The organism is Alteromonas sp. 4NH20-0056, assembly GCF_057539655.1.
Map to the genome: position 1 here is coordinate 31,394 of NZ_BAAJLS010000008.1, position 21,490 is coordinate 52,883.

General features: G+C 44.4%; 22 protein-coding genes. 16 read left to right on the top strand and 6 right to left on the bottom strand.

What is annotated here, in order from left to right:
• Positions 1-4: 4 nt before the first annotated feature.
• A complete protein-coding gene (dapA, locus tag AC27EZ_RS13750) occupies positions 5-889 on the bottom strand; it encodes a 4-hydroxy-tetrahydrodipicolinate synthase (RefSeq protein WP_487135862.1) in 885 nt (294 codons plus the stop codon).
• A 179-nt stretch (positions 890-1,068) separates the two neighbouring features.
• Between dapA and AC27EZ_RS13755 the strand changes: the two genes are divergently transcribed.
• A complete protein-coding gene (locus AC27EZ_RS13755; RefSeq protein ID WP_487135863.1) occupies positions 1,069-1,632 on the top strand; it encodes a glycine cleavage system transcriptional repressor in 564 nt (187 codons plus the stop codon).
• Positions 1,610-2,080, top strand: a complete 471-nt coding sequence (bcp, locus tag AC27EZ_RS13760) for a thioredoxin-dependent thiol peroxidase (RefSeq protein ID WP_487135864.1) — start codon at positions 1,610-1,612, stop codon at positions 2,078-2,080. Before AC27EZ_RS13755 ends, bcp begins: the two co-directional genes overlap by 23 nt.
• A 66-nt stretch (positions 2,081-2,146) precedes the next feature.
• On the opposite strand, the gene AC27EZ_RS13765 is transcribed toward bcp, so the two are convergent.
• Complete coding sequence (locus AC27EZ_RS13765; RefSeq protein WP_487135865.1) at positions 2,147-3,217, bottom strand: AI-2E family transporter; 1,071 nt, start codon at positions 3,215-3,217, stop codon at positions 2,147-2,149.
• 264 nt (positions 3,218-3,481) lie between these two features.
• Between AC27EZ_RS13765 and bepA the strand changes: the two genes are divergently transcribed.
• Positions 3,482-4,948: a beta-barrel assembly-enhancing protease gene (gene bepA / locus AC27EZ_RS13770; RefSeq protein ID WP_487135866.1), complete on the top strand. Its 1,467-nt coding sequence runs from the start codon at positions 3,482-3,484 to the stop codon at positions 4,946-4,948.
• Between the two features lie 13 nt (positions 4,949-4,961).
• On the opposite strand, the gene AC27EZ_RS13775 is transcribed toward bepA, so the two are convergent.
• Positions 4,962-5,432 carry a TlpA family protein disulfide reductase gene (locus tag AC27EZ_RS13775; protein WP_487135867.1) on the bottom strand — a complete coding sequence of 157 codons (471 nt, stop codon included), beginning with the start codon at positions 5,430-5,432 and terminating at the stop codon, positions 4,962-4,964.
• Positions 5,433-5,655: 223 nt separating this feature from the next.
• Here AC27EZ_RS13775 and arsC point away from each other — a divergent pair, with 223 nt between their 5' ends.
• From arsC to AC27EZ_RS13795, 4 genes are read left to right on the top strand one after another with little or no spacing between them, the layout of a single operon-like run.
• Positions 5,656-6,009: an arsenate reductase (glutaredoxin) gene (gene arsC, locus AC27EZ_RS13780; protein WP_487135868.1), complete on the top strand. Its 354-nt coding sequence runs from the start codon at positions 5,656-5,658 to the stop codon at positions 6,007-6,009.
• Complete coding sequence (wrbA, locus tag AC27EZ_RS13785) at positions 6,009-6,599, top strand: NAD(P)H:quinone oxidoreductase (RefSeq protein WP_487135869.1); 591 nt, start codon at positions 6,009-6,011, stop codon at positions 6,597-6,599. Before arsC ends, wrbA begins: the two co-directional genes overlap by 1 nt.
• A 9-nt stretch (positions 6,600-6,608) precedes the next feature.
• The gene (locus AC27EZ_RS13790; RefSeq protein ID WP_487135870.1) at positions 6,609-7,031 is read left to right on the top strand and encodes a DUF2069 domain-containing protein; all 423 of its coding nucleotides are present in this window, start codon (positions 6,609-6,611) and stop codon (positions 7,029-7,031) included.
• A complete protein-coding gene (locus AC27EZ_RS13795) occupies positions 7,028-8,932 on the top strand; it encodes a hypothetical protein (protein WP_487135871.1) in 1,905 nt (634 codons plus the stop codon). The genes AC27EZ_RS13790 and AC27EZ_RS13795 overlap by 4 nt, the downstream gene beginning before the upstream one ends.
• Positions 8,933-8,987: 55 nt before the next feature.
• On the opposite strand, the gene hda is transcribed toward AC27EZ_RS13795, so the two are convergent.
• Together hda and AC27EZ_RS13805 are read right to left on the bottom strand one after the other, a co-directional pair.
• Positions 8,988-9,719, bottom strand: a complete 732-nt coding sequence (gene hda / locus AC27EZ_RS13800; RefSeq protein WP_487135872.1) for a DnaA regulatory inactivator Hda — start codon at positions 9,717-9,719, stop codon at positions 8,988-8,990.
• 5 nt (positions 9,720-9,724) lie between these two features.
• Entirely contained in the window at positions 9,725-10,981 is a 1,257-nt protein-coding gene (locus AC27EZ_RS13805; protein WP_487135873.1) for a DUF2066 domain-containing protein, read from the bottom strand.
• Positions 10,982-11,298: 317 nt separating this feature from the next.
• Here AC27EZ_RS13805 and purM point away from each other — a divergent pair, with 317 nt between their 5' ends.
• The 5 genes from purM to AC27EZ_RS13830 all read left to right on the top strand — a co-directional run bounded on the left by purM (position 11,299) and on the right by AC27EZ_RS13830 (position 17,100).
• Positions 11,299-12,339, top strand: coding sequence for a phosphoribosylformylglycinamidine cyclo-ligase (gene purM / locus AC27EZ_RS13810; protein WP_421134552.1), 1,041 nt, complete (start codon positions 11,299-11,301; stop codon positions 12,337-12,339).
• A complete protein-coding gene (gene purN, locus AC27EZ_RS13815) occupies positions 12,336-12,986 on the top strand; it encodes a phosphoribosylglycinamide formyltransferase (protein WP_487135874.1) in 651 nt (216 codons plus the stop codon). The genes purM and purN overlap by 4 nt, the downstream gene beginning before the upstream one ends.
• Positions 12,946-13,701: a DUF3108 domain-containing protein gene (locus AC27EZ_RS13820; RefSeq protein ID WP_487135875.1), complete on the top strand. Its 756-nt coding sequence runs from the start codon at positions 12,946-12,948 to the stop codon at positions 13,699-13,701. The genes purN and AC27EZ_RS13820 overlap by 41 nt, the downstream gene beginning before the upstream one ends.
• 260 nt (positions 13,702-13,961) lie before the next feature.
• Positions 13,962-16,424, top strand: coding sequence for an acyl-CoA dehydrogenase FadE (gene fadE / locus AC27EZ_RS13825; protein ID WP_487135876.1), 2,463 nt, complete (start codon positions 13,962-13,964; stop codon positions 16,422-16,424).
• A complete protein-coding gene (locus AC27EZ_RS13830) occupies positions 16,408-17,100 on the top strand; it encodes a CAP domain-containing protein (RefSeq protein ID WP_487135877.1) in 693 nt (230 codons plus the stop codon). Before fadE ends, AC27EZ_RS13830 begins: the two co-directional genes overlap by 17 nt.
• A 38-nt stretch (positions 17,101-17,138) precedes the next feature.
• Here AC27EZ_RS13830 and AC27EZ_RS13835 read toward each other — a convergent pair whose 3' ends face one another.
• Positions 17,139-17,774 carry a response regulator transcription factor gene (locus AC27EZ_RS13835; RefSeq protein ID WP_487135878.1) on the bottom strand — a complete coding sequence of 212 codons (636 nt, stop codon included), beginning with the start codon at positions 17,772-17,774 and terminating at the stop codon, positions 17,139-17,141.
• Between the two features lie 173 nt (positions 17,775-17,947).
• Between AC27EZ_RS13835 and cmoA the strand changes: the two genes are divergently transcribed.
• The 4 genes from cmoA (at position 17,948) to AC27EZ_RS13855 (ending at position 21,487) form a co-directional block, all read left to right on the top strand.
• Positions 17,948-18,676, top strand: a complete 729-nt coding sequence (gene cmoA, locus AC27EZ_RS13840; RefSeq protein ID WP_487135879.1) for a carboxy-S-adenosyl-L-methionine synthase CmoA — start codon at positions 17,948-17,950, stop codon at positions 18,674-18,676.
• A 54-nt stretch (positions 18,677-18,730) separates the two neighbouring features.
• Complete coding sequence (cmoB, locus tag AC27EZ_RS13845) at positions 18,731-19,714, top strand: tRNA 5-methoxyuridine(34)/uridine 5-oxyacetic acid(34) synthase CmoB (protein ID WP_487135880.1); 984 nt, start codon at positions 18,731-18,733, stop codon at positions 19,712-19,714.
• Positions 19,715-19,808: 94 nt separating this feature from the next.
• Positions 19,809-20,678, top strand: a complete 870-nt coding sequence (locus AC27EZ_RS13850; RefSeq protein ID WP_487135881.1) for a kinase — start codon at positions 19,809-19,811, stop codon at positions 20,676-20,678.
• Positions 20,678-21,487 (top strand): HAD-IIB family hydrolase, encoded by an 810-nt coding sequence (locus AC27EZ_RS13855; protein ID WP_487135882.1) that lies wholly within the window; start codon positions 20,678-20,680, stop codon positions 21,485-21,487. Before AC27EZ_RS13850 ends, AC27EZ_RS13855 begins: the two co-directional genes overlap by 1 nt.
• The last annotated feature ends 3 nt before the right edge of the window (positions 21,488-21,490 follow it).

Sequence of the window (21,490 nt, forward strand, 5' to 3'; positions counted from 1 at the left end):
CTTATTAACCAGATATCAATGCGTATTTTTGTAATAGTTCTTCGATATGTTTTTGGCTCGCAAGTTCCGGTAAAACCATCGGTAGTCGCATTTGGGCGCTATTCATCAGCCCCATTTTATATAATGCCCATTTCGGCATCACTGGATTAGGTTCTATAAACAGTGTGCTGTGGAGCAGTTCAATAGACTTATCTATCTCTCTACATGCCACAAAATCTTTTTGCAATGCGGCGTCGCACATTTTAGAAATTGCGCCAGGCACAATGTTTGCGGTCACAGATATTACGCCATGCCCACCCTCACACATGAACTCACAGCTTGTGCCGTCATCACCGCTTAGCAGAACGAAGTCGTTAGGAACGAGTTTCTGCGTCGCCTTCAACCTTGAGATATCACCTGTCGCATCTTTTAAACCCACAATGTTTTTGTGAGCAGAAAGTTCAGCGACCGTTTCAGGAAGCATATCTGCAACCGTTCGGCCAGGAACATTATACAAAACCACTGGAAGGTCACTGGCATCGGCAATTGCGTTAAAGTGCGCCACCATACCCGCTTGTTGAGGTTTATTGTAATAAGGCACTACACTGAGAAAACCATCAATGTTCAGTACGCCAAGTTGTTTGGTAAGGAAGATTGCTTCAGCGGTCGAGTTTGCTCCACTGCCCGCGATAACGGGAATGTGTCCAGAAACCATCGCAACCGTTTCTCTTACAACGTTGACATGCTCATCGAATGGTAGCGTGGCCGACTCGCCAGTAGTGCCAACAGAGACAATGCCGTGGGTTCCCTGCTCTATATGAAAGCGAACTAGCTTTTCAAGTGACTTATAATCAACATCGCCGTTTTCGAACATCGGCGTGACAAGTGCTACATAACTGCCAGTAAACATAATCTCTCCGCAAAATCTGAGCGCACATGTTAAATATCTCAGTGCTTAAACACAAGCAGTCATGCGGGGTAAATGACAAGATTTTATGAATAAGGTGACGAAAGTGGTTAAAAAGGCACTAACTTGGGAAAAAACTCTGTGCTAACATCGCGCCATGTTACTTTTTATTGTGAAACTGCATGTCTCAACATCAACTTATCGTGACTATTTTAGGTACAGATAAAAGCGGGATTCTGAGTGAACTTGCAAGCACGGTTTCTGAAGCACAGTGCAATATTCTTGATAGCCGTCAAGCGATATATGGTAAAGAGTTTTCTCTTACTATGATTATCGAAGGCGGTCAGAGCGCTATCACTAAAGCGGAATGTATTTTACCGTCTGTCTGTCAGCGGCTTGATCTTCTATCAATGATGAAGCGTACCAGCCACCACGAAAAGCAAAATTTAGAACATCTGTTTAATGTTGAATTTAGCGGAGAGGATACGGCAGGGCTGATTAAATCAGTCACTGGCTTTTTCGCTGAGCGTAATGCGTCCATAAGCGCATTTCGTCAACGAACATTTAAGGCATCAACGTCGACCAAAGAATCGATGCGTTGTAAGTTTGTTGTTAATATGGCCGAGTCGGAAGATTTCGAAAAACTCGAGACCGAACTAATGGCGCTATTTGCTTCATTAAACGTAACAGGCAAAGTAATAGACACGCACAAAAAGGACGCAAATGAAAACGTTACAGGCTGGTGATAAAGCACCACAATTTTCACTTTCAAACCAAAACGATGAGACCAAATCGCTTGCTGATTACGCCGGTAAAAAAGTATTAGTTTATTTCTACCCTAAAGCGATGACACCTGGCTGCACCGTTCAAGCCCAAGGGCTTAGAGATGTTAAAGATGAACTTGCCGCTAAAAATGTAGACGTCATTGGTATTAGCCCTGATGCCGTTAAGCGCCTTCCTAAGTTCGTAGACAAGGAAAGCCTCAACTTTACGCTACTGTCTGATGAAGATCATGCTGTTGCTGACGCGTTTGGCGTATGGGGGCCTAAAAAGTTCATGGGCAAAGAATATGACGGCATCCACCGCCTTACATTTCTTATTGATGAGAATGGCGTGGTCGAACATGTTTTCACTAAATTCAAAACCAAAGATCACCACACAGTCGTGCTGGATTATATAAACGGCAACGCCTAATTTACGCGCCTTAATTTTTGGTGTAGTAGCACATAAAAAAAGCCCCTCGATTGGGGCTTTTTTGTTTTACGTTTTCTCTATGGGTTCCATCGGACTACTAGACCATGCGGTCACTACAGCCTTTACCAATGTTGCAAGGGGTATTGCAAAGAAAACGCCCCAAAAGCCCCATAGACCGCCAAAAACCAGCACTGCAATAATGATATAAAGCGGATGAAGACTGACTGCTTCAGAAAATAATAGCGGTACCAATAAGTTTCCATCTAAGGCTTGGATAATCATGTACGCTGTCATTAAGTACCAGAATTCTGGGGTAAGCCCGAACTGGAATAACGCTACAACGGCGACAGGTATAGTGACAACAGCGGCACCGATATACGGAATAAGTACTGAAATGCCAACCAGTACCCCAAGTAATATGGCGTAGCGTAAATCCATTAGTGCAAACGTTACACAACTTGCTACGCCTACAATAATGATTTCTATTACCTTTCCGCGAATATAGTTCGCGACTTGTGAATTCATCTCGTGGCCAACCTGAGTAATAAGTCGACGCTCTTTTGGTAATACTCGAGAAATACTCTCCAAGAAAAACATCTTGTCTTTCAACATAAAAAAGACCATTAACGGTACGAGGACAACATACACGAGTAAGGCGGCAACGTTCGCTATATTACTAAATGATGCAGTGAGGAGCGTTTCCCCTACTTCAACCAATTTATCGTTCAACCCTTCCATCATCTGATGAATTTGATAAACCTGAACATAGTCAGGATACTTATCGGGTAACGTTAAAATCCAGTCTTGTGCTTTTTGCCAAATGAGTGGGGTTTCTTGAATGAGATTAACGCTTTGCTTCGATATGATAGGAACAAGGCCAATTAGAGTTAGTATGCTTAAGGATAGAAAGCCAAGTAACACCACACCGCATGCTATTCCTCGGCCAATACCTATTTTTATCAAACGCGTTACGGGCCAATCTAGGAGATAAGCAATAACCGCTGCAACGAGCACCGGCATTATCAGTTCGCCCCACAATAACAACACTGTGGTCGTGATTATTATAAGAATAAGCAGCATCGCCGCATCGGGATCTGAAAACTTGCGCTGGTACCAACGACCAAACACATTAATCATAAAAACATCCAAGGAATACAAGAAAATAGAACACGCATCATAAGTAAAGGTGTAGGTTATAGCAATATAATGCCTCTCGGATTTTACGAAATAGGTACTGGTAGGTGTAGTGCATCAATATCTACATTGAATTGGACAGAGTGAAAAACAACAGAAACATTGATATCCTCGACCAACTGCATAATTTAACGATAAATAATTGAAACTCATTCGTTACTTTCATGCTCTAATAACTATTATGGCAAAGAGTAAAAATACGGGTAGATGAAAAATATATTTTCTGTACATCTTGCTGCGTTTTCTTTTTTAGTAACCACGAGTCTCTCCGCGGTTGCACAAAGCGTAACATATGACAATAAGAATACCCTTCCAGAGATTGGTGTTGTCGCCTCTGATGCAATTTCATTAGATAAAGAAATGATTGTCGGTGATGCCGTTATGCGTCAAATGCGCAGCCAAAGCCCGCTTATTGCCGATCCGGTACTTGATGAATACCTTCAAGATTTAGGAAATCGGTTAGTTATTCATGCAGATAGCGCAAAATTTCCTTTTGAATTTTTCTGGGTAAATAACGACGCCATTAATGCCTTTGCGTTTTTCGGTGGACACATAGGTGTGCACGCTGGCCTAATGCGACGAGCAAACACTGAAAGTGAACTGGCCTCTGTTCTGGCCCATGAAATTTCTCACGTTACACAACGCCACATTGCCAGACGCATGCAAGCTCAACAACGCTCATCTCCTTTGGCTCTTGCGTCGCTAATTGGCGGTGTGCTTATTGCGATGGCTAACCCTCAAGCGGGTATCGCGGCTATGCAAGCCGGTTCTGCAGCCAACGCGCAAATGCAAATAGATTATACCCGCACAAACGAACAAGAAGCGGATCGCATCGGCATAGCGATGTTAGCGAGAGCTGGCTTTGACCCTACCGCTGCGGCAGGTTTCTTCTCTACCCTGGCTGAGGAATACCGCATGGTATCGCGTCCTCCAGCACGGTTGTTAACTCACCCGTTAACTGAAACTCGTATTGCAGACGCAAGAGCGCGAGCAGCAGATTACCCACGTCGTTATTTACCTATTAGTCAGCGCTTTGAATTAGCGAAAGCGAGGATCATGGCACGCTACTCGTTTGAACCCGATTACGCGGTAGAATATTTTGAAGCGGCGGTAGCAGCGCAGGTGAAACGCAGTGAGAAAGCGGCCCTTTATGGCTTAGCTTTAGCATATATGCGTGACGACAAGAACGATAAGGCAATGGAAATTATTGTTAACAATCTGCTTAAAAACGACCCCAGTAACCTATTTTATCTAGATGCCGCCACTGACATCTATATTGCAGCGGGCGAGCCTAAAAAAGCCATTGATATGTTAGCGCCGCATATTGAGCATAGCCCTCGAAATCAAGTATTAGCGCTTAACCAAGCAAACGCCATGATAAGCGCAGGCATGTATGACGACGCAGTTACGTTGCTTAAAGATTTTCTTTTAGTAAGAAAGGACTATCAAATTGCGCATCAGTTGATGAGTGAAGCCTATCAAAAAGCGAAACGGTTCTCTCAGATGCATCAGAGTAAAGCGGAAGTTTATGCCCTCTATGGGGCCTATAGTCGTGCGGTTGATGAACTGCAATTTGCTTACAATTTTGCCGGTGATGATCACTTACAGAAGCAGCGTATAAGAGCCCGTATCAAACAGTTTAGAGACCAAGAAGAGCGTCTAGAACGGTTGTAGTTCATGGCATACGCTATGTTTCTTTTAACACGCGCAAGCGGTTCTTGAGGCCTTGTTCTGTTACCTCTCCCATAATGGTTTCCTTAATTTCACCATCAGGGCCGATAATAAAGGTCGCGGGTAAATAAGCGGGCTTGCTTATCGGTAGCAGTGTGTCTTGTTGCGCAAAAATAACATCAAGCTTAATGTCGTACTTAGTAATGAGGTCAGCTAAATCTTCCCGTGATAATCTGTCGTAGTTTATTGCAAAAAGGCGAGTATTCGAAGGCAGTGCAGTGGCTAATGCATTAAGTTCGGGCATTTCTCGAAGGCACGGTGCACACCACGGAGCAAAGTAGTTGATGACTACCCACTCCCCTCGCATATCAGACCACGAATGTGTTTTTCCCTCCACTGTTTCAAAATCAAATTGTTGCGACTGGTACACCAAAACGCCCACCGCAAGCGGTACAAGAAAGAGCAATAACAACACTAGTTTTCGCATATCGACATTTACCTTTGGTCACTTAGTAATGGGAGCTTAATGTGCCATGACCAATAAGCCACCTATTCTCGCTTTTATACGCCTCTACCCATAATGTATAACATGCCTATTTAGCGCAATTATCGCAAGTGATTTACATTTACCATGCACAGCGCTTGAAAATTCGTTTTAAAAAGGCAATAGTCCGCGCATGCGCTACTGCAATTCTACTATTGGATAAATAATGACTACTATTACACTACTTCATAACCCTCGTTGCTCTAAAAGCAGGCAGACATTGTCGTTGCTCGAAGAAAACGGGATAACCCCTGTCATTGTTGAATATCTCAAAACACCGCTCACTGAAGATGAGCTTAAAGACGTATTTAAAAAACTTAATGTTAATACAGTACGGGAAATGATGCGTACAAAGGACAAAGAGTTTAAAGAGGCTGGGCTGATGGATAACACCGTATCAGATCAAATGTTATTTGAAGCCATGGTTAAAATACCAAAACTTATCGAGCGTCCCATTGTCATAAAGGATGACAAAGCGCGACTAGGGCGTCCACCTGAATCGGTATTGGAAATTTTATAATGAAACCCATTCTTGTGCTTTATTACAGTAAACATGGTAGCACAAAAAAGATAGCGGATGCTATCGCTCAGGGCGTCGCCGCTAAGGGGCTTGAGGCTATTGTGCGGACAGTGGCGGAGCTAGACGACAGTGGAACCAGTTTTGCGCCTGCTGAAAATGCACCTTCAGTGGTGACTCATGATGAACTGAAAAATTGTAGTGGGCTTGCGCTAGGTAGTCCAACTCGGTTTGGAAACATGGCTGCGCCAATGAAGCATTTTTTGGATTCAACCAGTTCGTTGTGGTTAAAAGGCGCTCTTATTAACAAACCCGCGTGCGTGTTTACTTCAACCTCTTCAATGCACGGTGGGCAGGAGTCTACGCTACTTTCCATGATGCTTCCTTTACTGCATCATGGCATGGTGCTTTGCGGGTTGCCTTACAGTGAGCCTGAGCTACATACTACCACCACTGGCGGAACGCCATACGGAGTTACTCATGTATCACATAACCAACAAACCGACTTAAGTAACGATGAACGTGTACTGTGTATTGCGCAAGGTAAACGCCTTGCCACAATGGCTGAAGCACTTTCGTCGTTGCCCGATTAGGAGTTTTAAATGGGATCAGATACAAAAACAGTGAGATACCTGGCACTAAGTTGCCATATTTTACTACTGGCATGGATTGTGTTGTGGCAATTTTTTCTATCTAAGACTACCGCCTATTCACCGCTTTTCATCACCTTGATATATGTTGTTCCGTTGGTGTTGCCGCTTAAAGGCGTAATTCAAGGAAAGCCTTACACCCATGCTTGGGCTAACTTTGTTGTTTTATTCTATTTAATTCACGGGTGTACCGTTGCTTATGCAATTCCGGCAGAGCGTTTTTATGCCATTATCGAAATTATACTGTGTACAGGTATGTTTGTCGGTTGTAGTGCGTTTGCAAGAAAACGGGGGCGAGAATTGGGGCTGGGGTTGCGGAAACTTAAAGATGAAATGCAAGACGAAAAAGCGTATTTCGAAGGAGACAAACAATGAAACCATGGCTATTGTCGGTATCGCTTCTTACACTCTATGGCTGTGGAGGCGGGGGTGGAAGTGAAAGCACTGGTACTCCCTCCCCTACACCTACACCTACACCGCCAGCATCATTCGAAATACAGGGCATAACGAATGTTTCAGCAGGCGAATCGGTAGACTTTGCGGTTGCTGCTCCCGTCAATACGCGAATAACTGACATTTCATGGACCGTTTCAGGCGGGATATCGCCGCTCTCCTCACATACACAAGTAATTGGGTTTGATGCTAATAACGCTGGCGAATACGCGATTACGGTGGAAGCAACGCTTAATAACGGTCAATCAGTAAGCGATTCCGCCACCCTTACCGTTTCTGATTCAGAGCAACCTCAAGCTATTTTGCGATTGGGTCACGAAACGAGTGAGGGCGGAAGAGTATCGCTTCGCGTAGACAATAATACATTGAAAGACGTGACGGACATTACGTGGGAGCAGGTGTCTGGGCCCACTGTTGCTGACATTGCCTATGATGACGGAGACTTTTCTTACAGCGTATTTTTTCAGGCTCCCCGTGTTACGTCAGACAGTATAGTAGAAATGCGAGCGACACTTTTCTACTCAGATGGCACAACCGCATCTGATACCGCCCAAGTGCTCGTTAAAGATACGCCTGTGGACACCGACGCCTATTTTGTCAATACGTCTAACGGCGTTGTTGAAACCGTAACGACACACATGCAACCATACCGCGCCGATAGTCCCTATGCTAACGCACTTTCGTCCTGTGTTTATAATAACGTCCTTACGCAAAGCTGCAGTTTTGCAACGTTGCCGCTGCTAGGCCAGGTCACCGAGAACCCATCTATTGATGATGTATTGGACAGGACGTACGTTTCCCACCCGTGGATGGGAGATGCATTTAAATCGTTTTTAGAAACATCGGCTAGCAGTGAAGACATGCGAAAACTGTTACGAGCGACCACCGCAGTAGTGATTTCATATGAGGTAAGGCCCTCATTTTACTGGGCGGTAACCGGTGCCATTTATCTAGATGCCAATAACTTTTGGCGTACGCCAGCTGAGCGAGATACGCTGAATACGCGCCCAGACTACCGCAGCGGTTTTGGTAACGCCCTTAATTTTTCATCGTTCTGGCGTTACGTTAAGGAAGGAGAATACTACTTTCCACAGCCAGGCCTTTCAGCCGCATCACGGGTAACGCGCACACAAGAAGGGGTTGAAGCCGCACTCACGTGGTTGATGTATCACGAGTTGGCCCATGCGAATGATTTTTTTGATTACACAACGTGGGGTAGCCTATCTCCTTCAGACTCTCCTCTGGCTTTTGTAAATCGAAATGCACAACTGTCTGACGGGCTTGAAAATGCCTTACCATTGACGTCTGCTCAGCTACACGCGCTCGCCGATGTGAGATATGGAGGTGATACCGCCTCTGCTACCCAGCAAAGTTATACTGCCTCACAAGTTGCCAATTGGTTTGAAGAAGATGGCGCTGTTAGTTTTTATTCTTATTACACAAGACGGGAGGACTTCGCCACATTAGTCGAGCGTTTTATGATGCTATATAGACTCGGAGTAAGTTCGGATGTTGCGGTATTTACCCGTGATACTATCAACAGCCGTGATTACACCGTGACATGGGGACAACGAAATAGAGTCAGTGATGATAATACGGTGATGAGAGTGGATTACGCGGTGAGTCGGGTATTACCTTCATTGAATGTACCATTAATTCAATCACAACTTCCCGGCCCTACTCTCTTTCCGTTAAATAGCGATTGGTTTGAAACCTTGGTATTGGGGATGGACGAGAATAGCGCACCACTTAACATGCCTGATGGCGTAAAAGCAGCCTTGATTGAAAAGCATAAACAGCTAGAACGTCACCAATTTCAGTAGGAACAACGCCCTTGCTACCGCACAAAAAAGCCATCATCACGATGGCTTTTTAGTTTTAAAGGCATAATTCGCGTTTGACCATCGCCACCGAAAGCCGCTTTTTTTCTTGTAACGAGCGTGTGTCAAGACGTGCAAGTAACGCCAGTAGGCTTCTTAAATCTCGCTCACTATGGGTCAGTAAGAATTGTAAAGCATGCTCAGAAAGTTTGAGCCCACGTTGCTGCGCCCTTAATCGTACCGCCTCTTTCTTTGACTCGTCGTCTAACGAATGAATATGATAAATGACACCCCACGCGAGGCGCGACTTAAGGTCAGGTAATAAAAATAAGGGACTGGCTGGTCCTAATTGACTGCTGCAGATGACTAACGCGCCTGGGCGCTCGATAACACGGTTAAATAAGTCAAATAGTGCTTCTTCCCAATCCGCCTTGCCTGCTATCGCGTGTATGTTATCCAAGCAAATAACCGACACATTTTCTAAGCCATCGAAAATCGCAAGTGACCATTGCTGGTGGTCATTTAAGTTAAGATAGAGGTAACTTACGTTCTGTTCAGATAATTGGTGGCACAACCCAAACAACAAATGGCTTTTACCAATCCCCTCGCCACCTAAAAGCGTAATCAGAGGCAGTTGTAACCCCTGGAGGTTTTGCAAATGCAAGCACGAACGCCAATCTTGGTGCGCCGATACGTTTTTGAGTGTCGCGACTATTTCACTGTTACCGCCAACGACGAAACTATCAAAGGTTTCATCAGTCGGTAAAGTAATAGGAAGCGGCAATTGCATAGTGTCTATTGATTCCAATAAAACGTGTTTTGATCGACAACCTGCCCATAAGCATCAGTAACGGGCTTCAGGTACTTATCAAGCCGTACCGTGTTTAATAGGTCTTCCGTTGTGCCAAATAGTGTGACATCAAATGTTGCTACTGAACCGGACTGAGACGTTAACATTGCATTGTCCACTACGCTCAGGCTGTTGAGGTATTCAGTCGCTTTGGCGTAACTGGCTATCGAATTAATATTTGAAACAGAAATAGATATTGAGACTTTTTCCGCATTAGATGCGCCAGCGACAACGGCGTAAAGCGATGATAAGTAGTTCCCATAGGCATCAACAAGCCTGGTTGCAAGTATGGCGGGATCGTTATCATAAATAGAGCCATAGCTGACTTTACCATTTCCGATAAAAACCCAATCTAACGCATAATCACCGGCCTCGGCGCGTTGTGCGTAGTCACTGAATTCCTCGATAGAAAATGGTGCAATTTTAGCTGTTTCGTTTTTGCCGCTATTAAACTCACCTTGTGCTGCATCAGTCGCCATACCATCCAACTGGCTTGTACCGCCGTCAACAGAACTATCTTGAATATTTTCATTTTCCAACCCAGATTGCTCACTGATTGCAGCATCTACGGTTGTGACTTCACCAGACTCAATATCCGGTATATCGCCCAAGACATTTCTGTAGAGTCTAGCGCCAATTATGTTATCAACAAGATAACGCGACGACGCCCTAGACAATGGCTCGACAAATCGACCCCACACGTCGTAGATACTTATCGCAACGCTATCGGTCAAATCCATTAAGGGTACGCTAATGGGTACGCCTCGCATTCTACCAGTGTCACTCAAACTGAGCATTATCTCGTTTTGGGTACTCTCATCGAGTATCGTCCTTACTTCGTTTTCATCCTCAACCGCAAGCCATATCAAGGTTTCTGGACGTCTATCTCCCCAAAGCGGCAACTGTTCTTTTTGAAGTAATGCAGTGATCTTTTTACGGTCAAATTCTGCAATGTAATAAGGTTGATTGTTTTCATAACTGAAACGATATGAACGCAAGTAAGCATCGGGACTACGAAGTGCGGCACGAACTCCTTCATTATCAATAACGGTAGATAAGCCAGACATTTTAACCAACACTTGTTTAAACGCCGCTTTCAGCGCCGTTTTTTGCGTAGCTTGGGTTTGATTATCAACCGCGATCTTAGCTTCATTAGTACTAAAACGCTCAACGGCCTGTGCCGATTGGCCTATTAATGCCATGAGACAAATAACCATGCTTATTATGTTGCGAGCGTTTATCAATGCAAGTCGTCCTTTTCTAATAATCATCAATCTATTACATGCCCCTTTAGCGCACGAAAGCTTAAAACACATCATTCACCCATTGTCCTCTATATTACTGTTTTTTTCAGCAACAAGTGAAAAATAAAGCGAATAACATTCTGTTACGGGTCAAACAGGCCGCCGGAGCAAAAAAACATGAACTATTCACCCTGTTTAATGCGCTGAAAATTGGACATGTGGCGACATACTGGTAGAATTCGCGTTTTTCTACCTCTTAGTTCTAGGGCACAACCGTGAGCGAAAATAAAACCTCTCTTAGTTACAAAGATGCTGGCGTTGATATCGATGCTGGTAATCAGCTAGTCGAAAGAATCAAAACTGTCACAAAGAAAACACATCGACCAGAAGTGAAAGGCAATTTAGGCGGGTTTGGCGCGTTGTGCGAGCTTCCAAGCAAATACAAAAAGCCGTTGCTTGTATCAGGCACTGACGGAGTGGGAACTAAGCTGCGCGTTGCTATGGACGCAAATAGACACGATGGCGTAGGTATCGATCTTGTCGCCATGTGCGTTAATGACCTTATTGTACAAGGCGCGGAACCGCTCTTCTTCTTAGACTACTATGCAACCGGCAAACTCGATATTGACGTAGCTGCATCGGTGGTTTCTGGAATAGGCGAAGGGTGTCAGCAAGCGGGTTGTGCACTTATTGGTGGTGAAACAGCTGAAATGCCGGGTATGTATCACGGTGGTGATTATGATATCGCGGGTTTCTGTGTTGGCGTGGTAGAAGCTGACAATGTTATTGACGGCACAACGGTAAAGCCTGGGCAAAAGCTTATCGCGTTGGGTTCATCAGGCCCTCACTCTAACGGTTACTCGTTAGTACGAAAAATTATCGAAGTAAGTGGCGCCGACGTTAATGAACTACTTGAAGGTAAGCCTCTCATCGAGCACTTGCTTGAGCCTACGAAAATTTATGTAAAATCGGTACTCGCGCTGCTTGAAGAAGTAAAGGTTAGTGCTATCTCTCATATTACGGGCGGCGGCTTTTGGGAAAACATCCCCCGCGTCTTACCAGACGACGCAAAAGTCGTGGTAAACGAAAACAGCTGGCAGTGGCCTGCTATTTTTAACTGGCTTCAAGCGTCTGGCAACGTAACAAAACATGAAATGTATAGAACGTTCAACTGCGGCGTAGGCCTTGTTATTGTGGTTGATGAAGATAAAGCCGATGACGCCATCTCTATACTGAACGCACACGGCGAAAATGCATGGTTGATTGGCCACATTGAAGCGAAAGACGGCGAAGAACAAGTTGAGATAATCGCGTGACAGATACAGTAACAAAACTCTGTGTTCTCATCTCTGGTAACGGCAGTAATTTACAAGCAATAATCGACGATATCGAAGCCGGTAGATTACATGCAACGATTACGGCCGTTATCAGCAACCGCCCTAATGCCTACGGATTAACCCGTGCCGAGAATGCGGGCATTAAAGCAATCACGCTAGACCATCATACATTTGACGATCGTGACGCCTATGACAAAGCATTACGGGCCGAGATTGAAAAACTTGATGTTGACTGTATTGTGCTTGCTGGGTTTATGCGCATCTTAACCCCTGAATTTGTGAATAGTTTTTCTGGAAAACTACTGAACATTCACCCGTCTTTGTTGCCTAAGTACAAAGGGTTGAATACGCATCAGCGAGCAATTGACAGTGGTGACGAGGAACACGGCGTAAGCGTTCATTTTGTCACACCAGAGTTAGATGGTGGCCCTGTTATCATACAAAGCCGTGTGCCGGTCTTTGAAGATGACGTGCCATCAGACCTCGCAGAACGTGTTCAAGAACAAGAACGTCGTATCTATCCTCTTGTTTTACGCTGGTTTAGTGAAGGCAGGTTGAAGATGCAAAATAATAAGGCAATACTTGATGACAAAACGCTTCCTGAATCAGGTTATGCGAACGACTAAACGCTCATTTCTTGTGGCGCTAACACTCTGTGTTGCGCCAATGACAGCATTTTCAGAAGACAACGAGCCTGTCGACAGCGGGTCCCTTCTCTCTCCCTACGAAGCGCTTTACACCGCTTACAAATGGGGGGATGACGTTGGGAGCGCATCAATCACTTTGACATCTTTGGGTAATGATCAATATTCGCTGCATTACTCCTCAAAAGTGTCTAAGTTTTTTCTGTCGGATAAACGTACCGAACACTCTATTTTCTTTGTGAAAGAAGGTGAAGTAATACCATCAAAGTATTACTACTCACGCTCTGGTACCGGTCCCGACAAGTCGTTAGACGTCACGTTTGATACGAGTAATAACGGAAATATCGTGGTTGGTGACGAGGCTCGCTTTACTTATTCTGGCGAATTTGACAATCAAATTTACCGTTTAGATCTCGCGCAACAACTTGCTAGAGGAGAAACGACATTCTCTTACCGCTTTATCAACTATCGCGGCCAACAGCGCGAATACGGCGTAGAAGTGGTCGATTCAGAAGTCGTGTCATTACCCTACGGTGACATTCAGGCGTTAAAAGTAAAACTAATCAGAGCCTCCAAAACCCGCGAAACCTTCGCATGGTTTGCGCCATCCCTCGATTACGCGTTAGTTCGCTTGCAACAGTTCAAAGATGGTGATGAGCAAGGCGATATCAGATTGAAGAAATACACCACACTCTAGTCATGTTATGAACAGCGAAGGCGGTACAATGATCGGTATTGCCTCCCCTCTTTTCTCATAGTTTTCAATCAATTAATAGTTACACGTGTACGCTGTAAATTAATGCAAATTTCATGTAAAAATCTTGATCTTTGCTGCATTAAATAATAGTTTTACAGATGCTGGTCAGACCTGAGCCACAAAGTGGGCTTATTTGTAGATTTTAGCCCACAATTAGGGGTGACCTGCGTTTTATTTAAACGCCTTTTCAGGAGTGATGTATGGCAGATTTTATATGGTTTTTACTGGTCGTGTTGGCACTGGCCGTTGCCAGTTATCAACGAACCAGTTTAATGACAGCAGTCATGTTAGGTGGCGGCGTCATGGTGTTAGGCACATTATTCGGCGACATTGGTTTATTTGGATGGGTAGTCTACCTTGCCCTTACAGTACCATTCGCTGTGGCAAATGTTCGTAAGCAATACATTACCACCAAGCTTTTGGCATTCTACCGTAAGGTTATGCCAGAGATGTCGACCACTGAGCAAGAAGCGATTGATGCTGGCACGGTATGGTGGGACGGCGATATTTTCAGTGGTAAACCTGATTGGGAGAAATTACACCGTATCCCTAAAGGGCGTTTAACCGCAGAAGAACAAGCGTTCCTTGACGGCCCAGTTGATGAAGTCTGCTCTATGGTTGATGAATGGCAAATTAATCACCAAGATCAAGATTTACCGCCAGAAATATGGGCATTCTTAAAAGAACATAAGTTCTTCGCCATGATTATCAAAAAACAATACGGGGGTTTAGCATTTTCAGCATATGCGCAATCTCGTGTGCTTCAAAAACTTGCCGGTGTAAGCGCAGTATTGTCGAGCACTGTTGGTGTACCTAATTCATTAGGCCCTGGTGAACTTCTTCAACACTATGGTACTAAAGAGCAACAAGACTATTACCTTCCTCGCCTTGCTAAAGGTGAAGAGGTACCTTGCTTTGCCCTTACTGGCCCTGAAGCTGGCTCTGACGCTGGCGCAATCCCTGATGTGGGCGTTGTTTGTAAAGGCCAGTTCAACGGCGAAGAAGTGCTAGGAATGCGTCTTACGTTTAGCAAGCGCTACATCACTCTTGCGCCTGTGGCCACGGTAATTGGTCTGGCATTCAAACTGCAAGATCCAGATGGTTTATTGGGCGATAATAAGGACCCAGGTATCACGTGTGCGCTTATCCCACGAGATACGAAGGGGTTAGAGATTGGACGTCGTCATTTCCCTTTAAATACGCCGTTCCAAAACGGGCCTATTCACGGTACTGACATTTTCGTTCCTATCGATTATATCATTGGTGGTCCGTCTATGGCCGGAAAAGGCTGGCGCATGCTTATGGAATGCTTGTCAGTAGGTCGTTGTATTACGCTTCCATCTTCGGCGGCAGGCGGTGCTAAATCCGTGTCGCTCGCGACAGGCGCATACGCACGTATTCGTCGTCAGTTCCGCATGCCAGTGGGTCATATGGAAGGTGTGGAAGAAATGCTAGCGCGCATAGGTGGTAACGCCTATCTAATGGATGGCGTTACTCGCTTTTCTACCGTAGGCGTAGATTTGGGTGAAAAACCTTCCGTTATTTCAGCAATTTGTAAGTACCACTTAACTGAAAAAATGCGTCAAATCATTAACGATTCGATGGATATTCATGGCGGTAAAGGGGTTATGCTTGGGCCAAATAACTATTTGGGTCGTGGTTATCAGGGTGTGCCTATTTCCATTACGGTTGAAGGGGCGAATATTCTTACCCGTAACATGATGATATTTGGCCAGGGCGCGATGCGTTGTCACCCGTTTGTGTTACAAGAAATTCAAGCCGCATCGATTGAAGACAAAAAAGACGCACTGCACGCTTTTGATAAAGCCGTATTTGGTCACATTGGTTTTGCAGTTTCTAACACTGTCCGTAGTATTTGGTTCTCATTGACTGGTGGCGCGTTTAGTAGTGCCCCTTTCACTGATGATACGTCTCGTTACTACAAGCTGCTTCAAGGCTACAGTGCCAACCTAGCATTGCTTACCGATGTATCTATGGGCGTTCTGGGCGGAGAATTAAAACGTCGTGAGCGCTTATCAGCGCGTTTAGGCGATATTTTAAGTGGTTTGTACATGGGCAGTACTACGTTGAAGCGTTTTGACGAAGACGGCCGTTTACGAGAAGATTTACCGCTTCTTCATTGGGCGATGCAAAACACATTGCATGATATCGAGACTGCCATAGATGACTTTTTAGCGAACTTCCCTAATAAAGCTATCGCGGTTGTTTTGCGTGGTATGGTTATTCCGTTTGGCCGTCGTGTAGGTAAGCCATCTGATAAAACAGAGCATGCTATCGCACAAATGCTTCAAACGCCATCGAGTGCTCGAAGCCGACTAGGCTACGGACAATACTTGTCACGTGAAGATGGCAGCCTGTTCGGCGATTTAGAGCAAACCCTTGATGACGTTCTTGCTAGTGAGCCGGTATTTGAGCGTATTTGTAAACACAAAAAAGCGAAGCTACCTTTTACTCGCTTAGACGTGCTTGCAGATGAAGCGCTGAAAGATGGCATCATTGACGAAGATGAAGCGTCGCTTCTTCGTAAGACAGAAGCGGGTCGTTTGAGAACAATTAACGTGGATGACTTTGATCATGAAGAGTTAATTGCTAAAGTGAACTCAAATAGCGCTAAGAAGAAACAAGGTGGCAAAGCTGCTTAATTCAATACCTCCTAAAAAAGGCCGCGCTAGCGGCCTTTTTATTACCCTGAATACCGCCCTCTTTTTTGGATTAGCGGCTTGTTGCATAAATGCTGAACCAGCAAAGCAAGTTGGTGCTTCTGAGAAGAGAGACAGCACGTTTGTGTGCGGTAATACACCTGAGGCGAAAGCATTGGCATCGTTAATATTCAACGACCCAAAGCAGACACGCCCTTCCCTTATTTGCAACCCAACGTTGGTAGAGGTGGCAGAACGAAAAGCCGAGGATATGGCAGAGCGTGGGCTGGTATCACATTTTTTAGGTGGAAGTCCAAATAGCCGGTTGCGTGACGCTGGACTAACGCTTCCAGATTACTACGGAAATGCGATGAGCAATCAGGTTGAGGCGCTCGCAGGTGGTTATCGAACCGCTAAAAGCGTTTGGCATGCATTAAAAGTTTCAAAGGATCATAGACAGCATTTGCTGGCTGAAATTCCTTTTTATCGAGAACAAGACCAAATTGGTGTAGCCTTCTTTAAGGATTATAGAACGCCTCATATTGAATATTGGGCTGTTTATGTTACAAAGCTTCTTTCTGATGAGCCCGGTAACGTTTACAGTGAGATCCCTGACAAAGGGCTTGATATTGTTACAAAAGACGGTGAGATAAGACTGACACCTACAAAAAAGCCGTAAACTAACGTCTACGGCTTATCTACTAACATGCTTTACGATTAGTTTAGCTGAAGCTTGTCCATTAATAACACCGCTTGCGTGCGGGTGTTAATCTCTAGCTTACGAAGAATTGCGCTAATATGTGCTTTGATTGTCGCTTCGGTGACGTTCATCTCATGAGCAATTTGCTTGTTCATTAAACCTGAACGAAGAAAAGATAGCACTTGGATTTGCTTGGGCGTTAGCTCTCGAAAACGTTGTAGCAACACCTTCAATTCGTCATCGACTTTATCAAGTTGCTCATCCGTCCCTTCAGGGAGCCATTTTTTACCACCAATAATATCAACGATTGCTTGGGCTACCTCTCTGGTAGCCGTTACCTTCGGAATAAAACCATCTGCACCTAAGCTCATTACTTGCGCTACGACCTCAATGGTATCGCTGCCAGAAATCACTGCAATAGGCATGGAAGGAAACAGCTCTCGCAACGTAATTATGCCGTTAAAATATTCACAACCAGGCATATTTAAATCAAGCAATACGAGGTCTACACCATCATGTTCGTTCAATGCAGAAACAGCCGATTCAAGAGTACCTGCTTCTAATATTTGGGCATTTTCAAAGTAAGGTGCCAATGCACCACTTAACGCTTCACGAAATAATGGGTGATCGTCTGCAACTAATATCTTTGTCATCAGCAATACTGCTTCCTTTTCTTCATCTGCTCATAGGTTAATACTTTAGGTTAAATTGGAAAACCCTTTTAATCAAAAAATGTCAGTTAATTGTTATTTTTTAACGTTTTTCATTGGCATTTACACAAGTAACGGTAAAATTACCATTCTGAATCAGAAATTGAGTATTATTTGTGCAAAAGCAAGACAACATTTTCGCTACGCCGCTAACGAAAGTCGCAGACTTTAAGTTTGACGAGTCAGTAGTAGATGTTTTTCCTGACATGATTCAACGCTCAGTTCCGGGCTATGAGACTATCGTGCATACCATTGGTGAGTTAGCGAAGACCTTCGCTACACCTAACAGCAATATTTTTGATTTAGGCTGTTCACTGGGTGCAGCGAGCTTGTCTGTTGCTCGTGCTACGCAAGAGATACCATGTAACATTGTTGGTGTTGATAGTTCTGAGGCAATGGTTACCCGCTGTAGACGCATGGTTCAAGCATTTGCACTATCAAACCCGGTCACAATACTACAACAATATGCACAAGACACTGAAATAAGTAATGCCTCAATGGTAATTATGAACTTTACGCTTCAGTTCATTCCTCCATCAGATAGAAAAGCGTTACTTCAGTCTATTTATAATGGATTGAATAAAGGCGGTGTTTTAGTGATATCTGAAAAAATAAAGCACCCTACTATTACCGGTAACGAGCTATTAATAGACTTGCACCATCAATTTAAACGTAACAATGGCTATAGCGAACTAGAGGTAAGTCAAAAACGTGCATCGTTAGAAAAGGTCATGCTAACCGATACGTTTTCAGAACACGAAACTCGACTGAAAGACGTGGGATTTGCGGATGTTGTAATGTGGTTTAAGTGCTTTAATTTTACCTCGTTGGTAGCGATTAAGTAACACCAGAAATAGTTACTAAGCAATCAACAATCATTTAACGAGTAAGAAAATCACATGAGTAAAGCTGAACAATCATGGTTTAACGAATGCTACCGTTCGTTGTTAGATACAACACTCAGCCATTGGCTTCAAACCCTCCCTGCGCAACTTGATGGCTGGCAACGGACACGAAAGCATGGCGAATTTGATAAATGGTGCAAGCTACTCGCTAAACTTCCTGAAACGTCCCCTTCATCCGTAGATATAGAAAATGCGGTGAAAGTGGGTGCTTTGTCGGACATCAATGAGTATACACAAAAACAAATTGCCGGTTTGCTCCGACAATTTATGCCTTGGCGAAAGGGCCCTTTCTATATTCATGATATTCATATTGATACCGAATGGCGTTCTGATTGGAAATGGGACCGTGTTGTTGACCATATTAGCCCGTTGAAGGGACGAAATGTTCTTGATGTAGGGTGTGGAAGCGGCTATCACATGTGGCGTATGTTAGGTGAACAAGCTAATCGTGTATTCGGCATCGATCCCACACAGCTTTTTCTTATTCAATTTCAAGCGATTAAGCATTTCATTCCCCACGAAGACATTCACTTTTTGCCGTTAGGCATAGAGGAAATGCAACCTTTAAACGCTTTTGATACCGTATTTTCTATGGGGGTGCTCTATCACAGAAAAGACCCCATGCAGTTCTTAACACAATTGAAAGATCAGTTACGCAAAGGCGGTGAACTGGTGCTAGAAACACTGGTTGTGGAAGGTGATGAAACAACGGTACTGATGGCTGGTGAACGTTATGCACAAATGCGCAATGTTTGGTTCCTACCAAGTACCGATGCACTTACCGTTTGGCTTTCACGACTAGGGTTTGAAAATATTCGGGTTGTAGATGTTAACGATACAACACTTGATGAGCAACGGACAACGGAATGGATGGATACCCAGTCATTGAAAGATTTTCTCATGCCTGAAGATATTACTCGAACCATAGAGGGCTACCCTGCACCAAGACGAGCCGTAATTATTGCCAATCGCAGATAATTAACTCCCGGCACCGTAACTGTAGATGTTGGCATAAATGTTGTAACCCTAAACAGTTAAAATGTACTAAAACAGTACGCAACAAGGTGACAGCATGGATATTCACGGGTTTCTTAAGACGCATAAGTTACCAAGCGCCTACGCAGAAACTGCACAACATTGGTTCATCCCGTTGTGTGAACGCGTCCTAGCGCACCAAGAGGATGCAAATAAGCCATTTGTCGTGTCGATAAATGGCTGCCAGGGCTCTGGAAAGTCTACGCTTACAAGTTTCATGGGTGCCTACCTTTCGAGCGAACATGAGAAGTCGGTCGTCTCACTTTCAATTGATGATTTCTATTTAAGTCGGTCAGAGAGACGGGCGCTTGCAATCAAAGTTCATCCGCTGCTTCAAACGCGGGGTGTTCCCGGTACACACAATGTCTCGTTAGCACTCGATACGATGAACGCGTTGAACGAGCCTGGCAATGTGGCTTTACCTCGCTTTGAAAAAGCGCTCGATGACCCCCTCCCACACGAGCAATGGCCAGTTGTTACCAGTCCCCCTGACATTATTATTCTTGAAGGATGGTGTGTTGGATTACCTCCTCAAAAAGACGATGCGCTAGCTCGTTCAGTGAACAGTCTAGAAAAAGACGAAGATCCACTGAGTGTCTGGCGTCGCTTTGTAAATACTGAATTAGGGGGCAGTTATCAAACATTATTTGATCTGGCTGACTACACTATTATGCTTAAAGCTCCAAGTTTCGATTGTGTTTATAAATGGCGATTAGAACAAGAACATAAGCTTGCTGAGTCGGCGGGAACAACAGGCAATAATGTCATGAGCGATGATGACATTGCTCGGTTTATTGCGCACCATCAACGGCTCACTGAACATGCGCTTCAACACTTGCCGGCGCGTTGTGATACGGTGTTTAGCCTCGATACCAATAGACAAATAATCAATCAGGAAAACAAGTAATGACGAAAACGCTCGTTTTTACCGATATGGATGGCACGCTGTTAGACCATCACACTTATTCATTTGAGGCGGCAAAACCAGCGCTCGACGCATTAGAAAAAAGACAAATACCGGTTGTTCCTACTACCAGCAAAACCTTTGCAGAATTACAGCCATTGCGAGAAAAGATTGGGTTGCATGGCCCATTTATCGTTGAAAACGGCGCCGCTATTTATATTCCCCATGGTTTTTTCAAGCAAAAACCAAGTGGCACACTATGGGTTGATGGATATTGGTGTAAGGCTTTTATTTCAAACAAAAATTATTGGATAAAGCTGCTAGAAAAAATTAACTCAGACTTTGCGGGTGAGTATGACCAGTTTTCAAAGATGAGCGTTGAAGAGATTCAAGCTTGTACGGGATTAGATGAACAGTCTGCGTCGCTTGCCGCCAAGCGCCAATTCGGCGAACCGATTTTATGGAAAAGTACGACTGAAAGGAAACTCGCCTTCATTGACGCCGTTGAACAGCGTGGTGCTTACCCGTTAGAAGGAGGCCGATTTATACATGTTTCAGGTAACTGTGATAAAGGGCAAGCCCTTACATGGTTGGCTAATGAATATCAAAAACAACATAACGAACGCGTGACCACCGTTGCTTTGGGCGACGGCAAGAACGATATCGCAATGCTAGAAGCTGCGCATATGCCAGTTAGAATTTTATCACCGGTAAACCCTCCGCCTACTGTAAAAAAAGAAGAGGTTTATACCAGCACCCTACCCGGCCCTGAAGGCTGGAACGAAATGCTTACTCAATTGCTTTCCCTATGATCA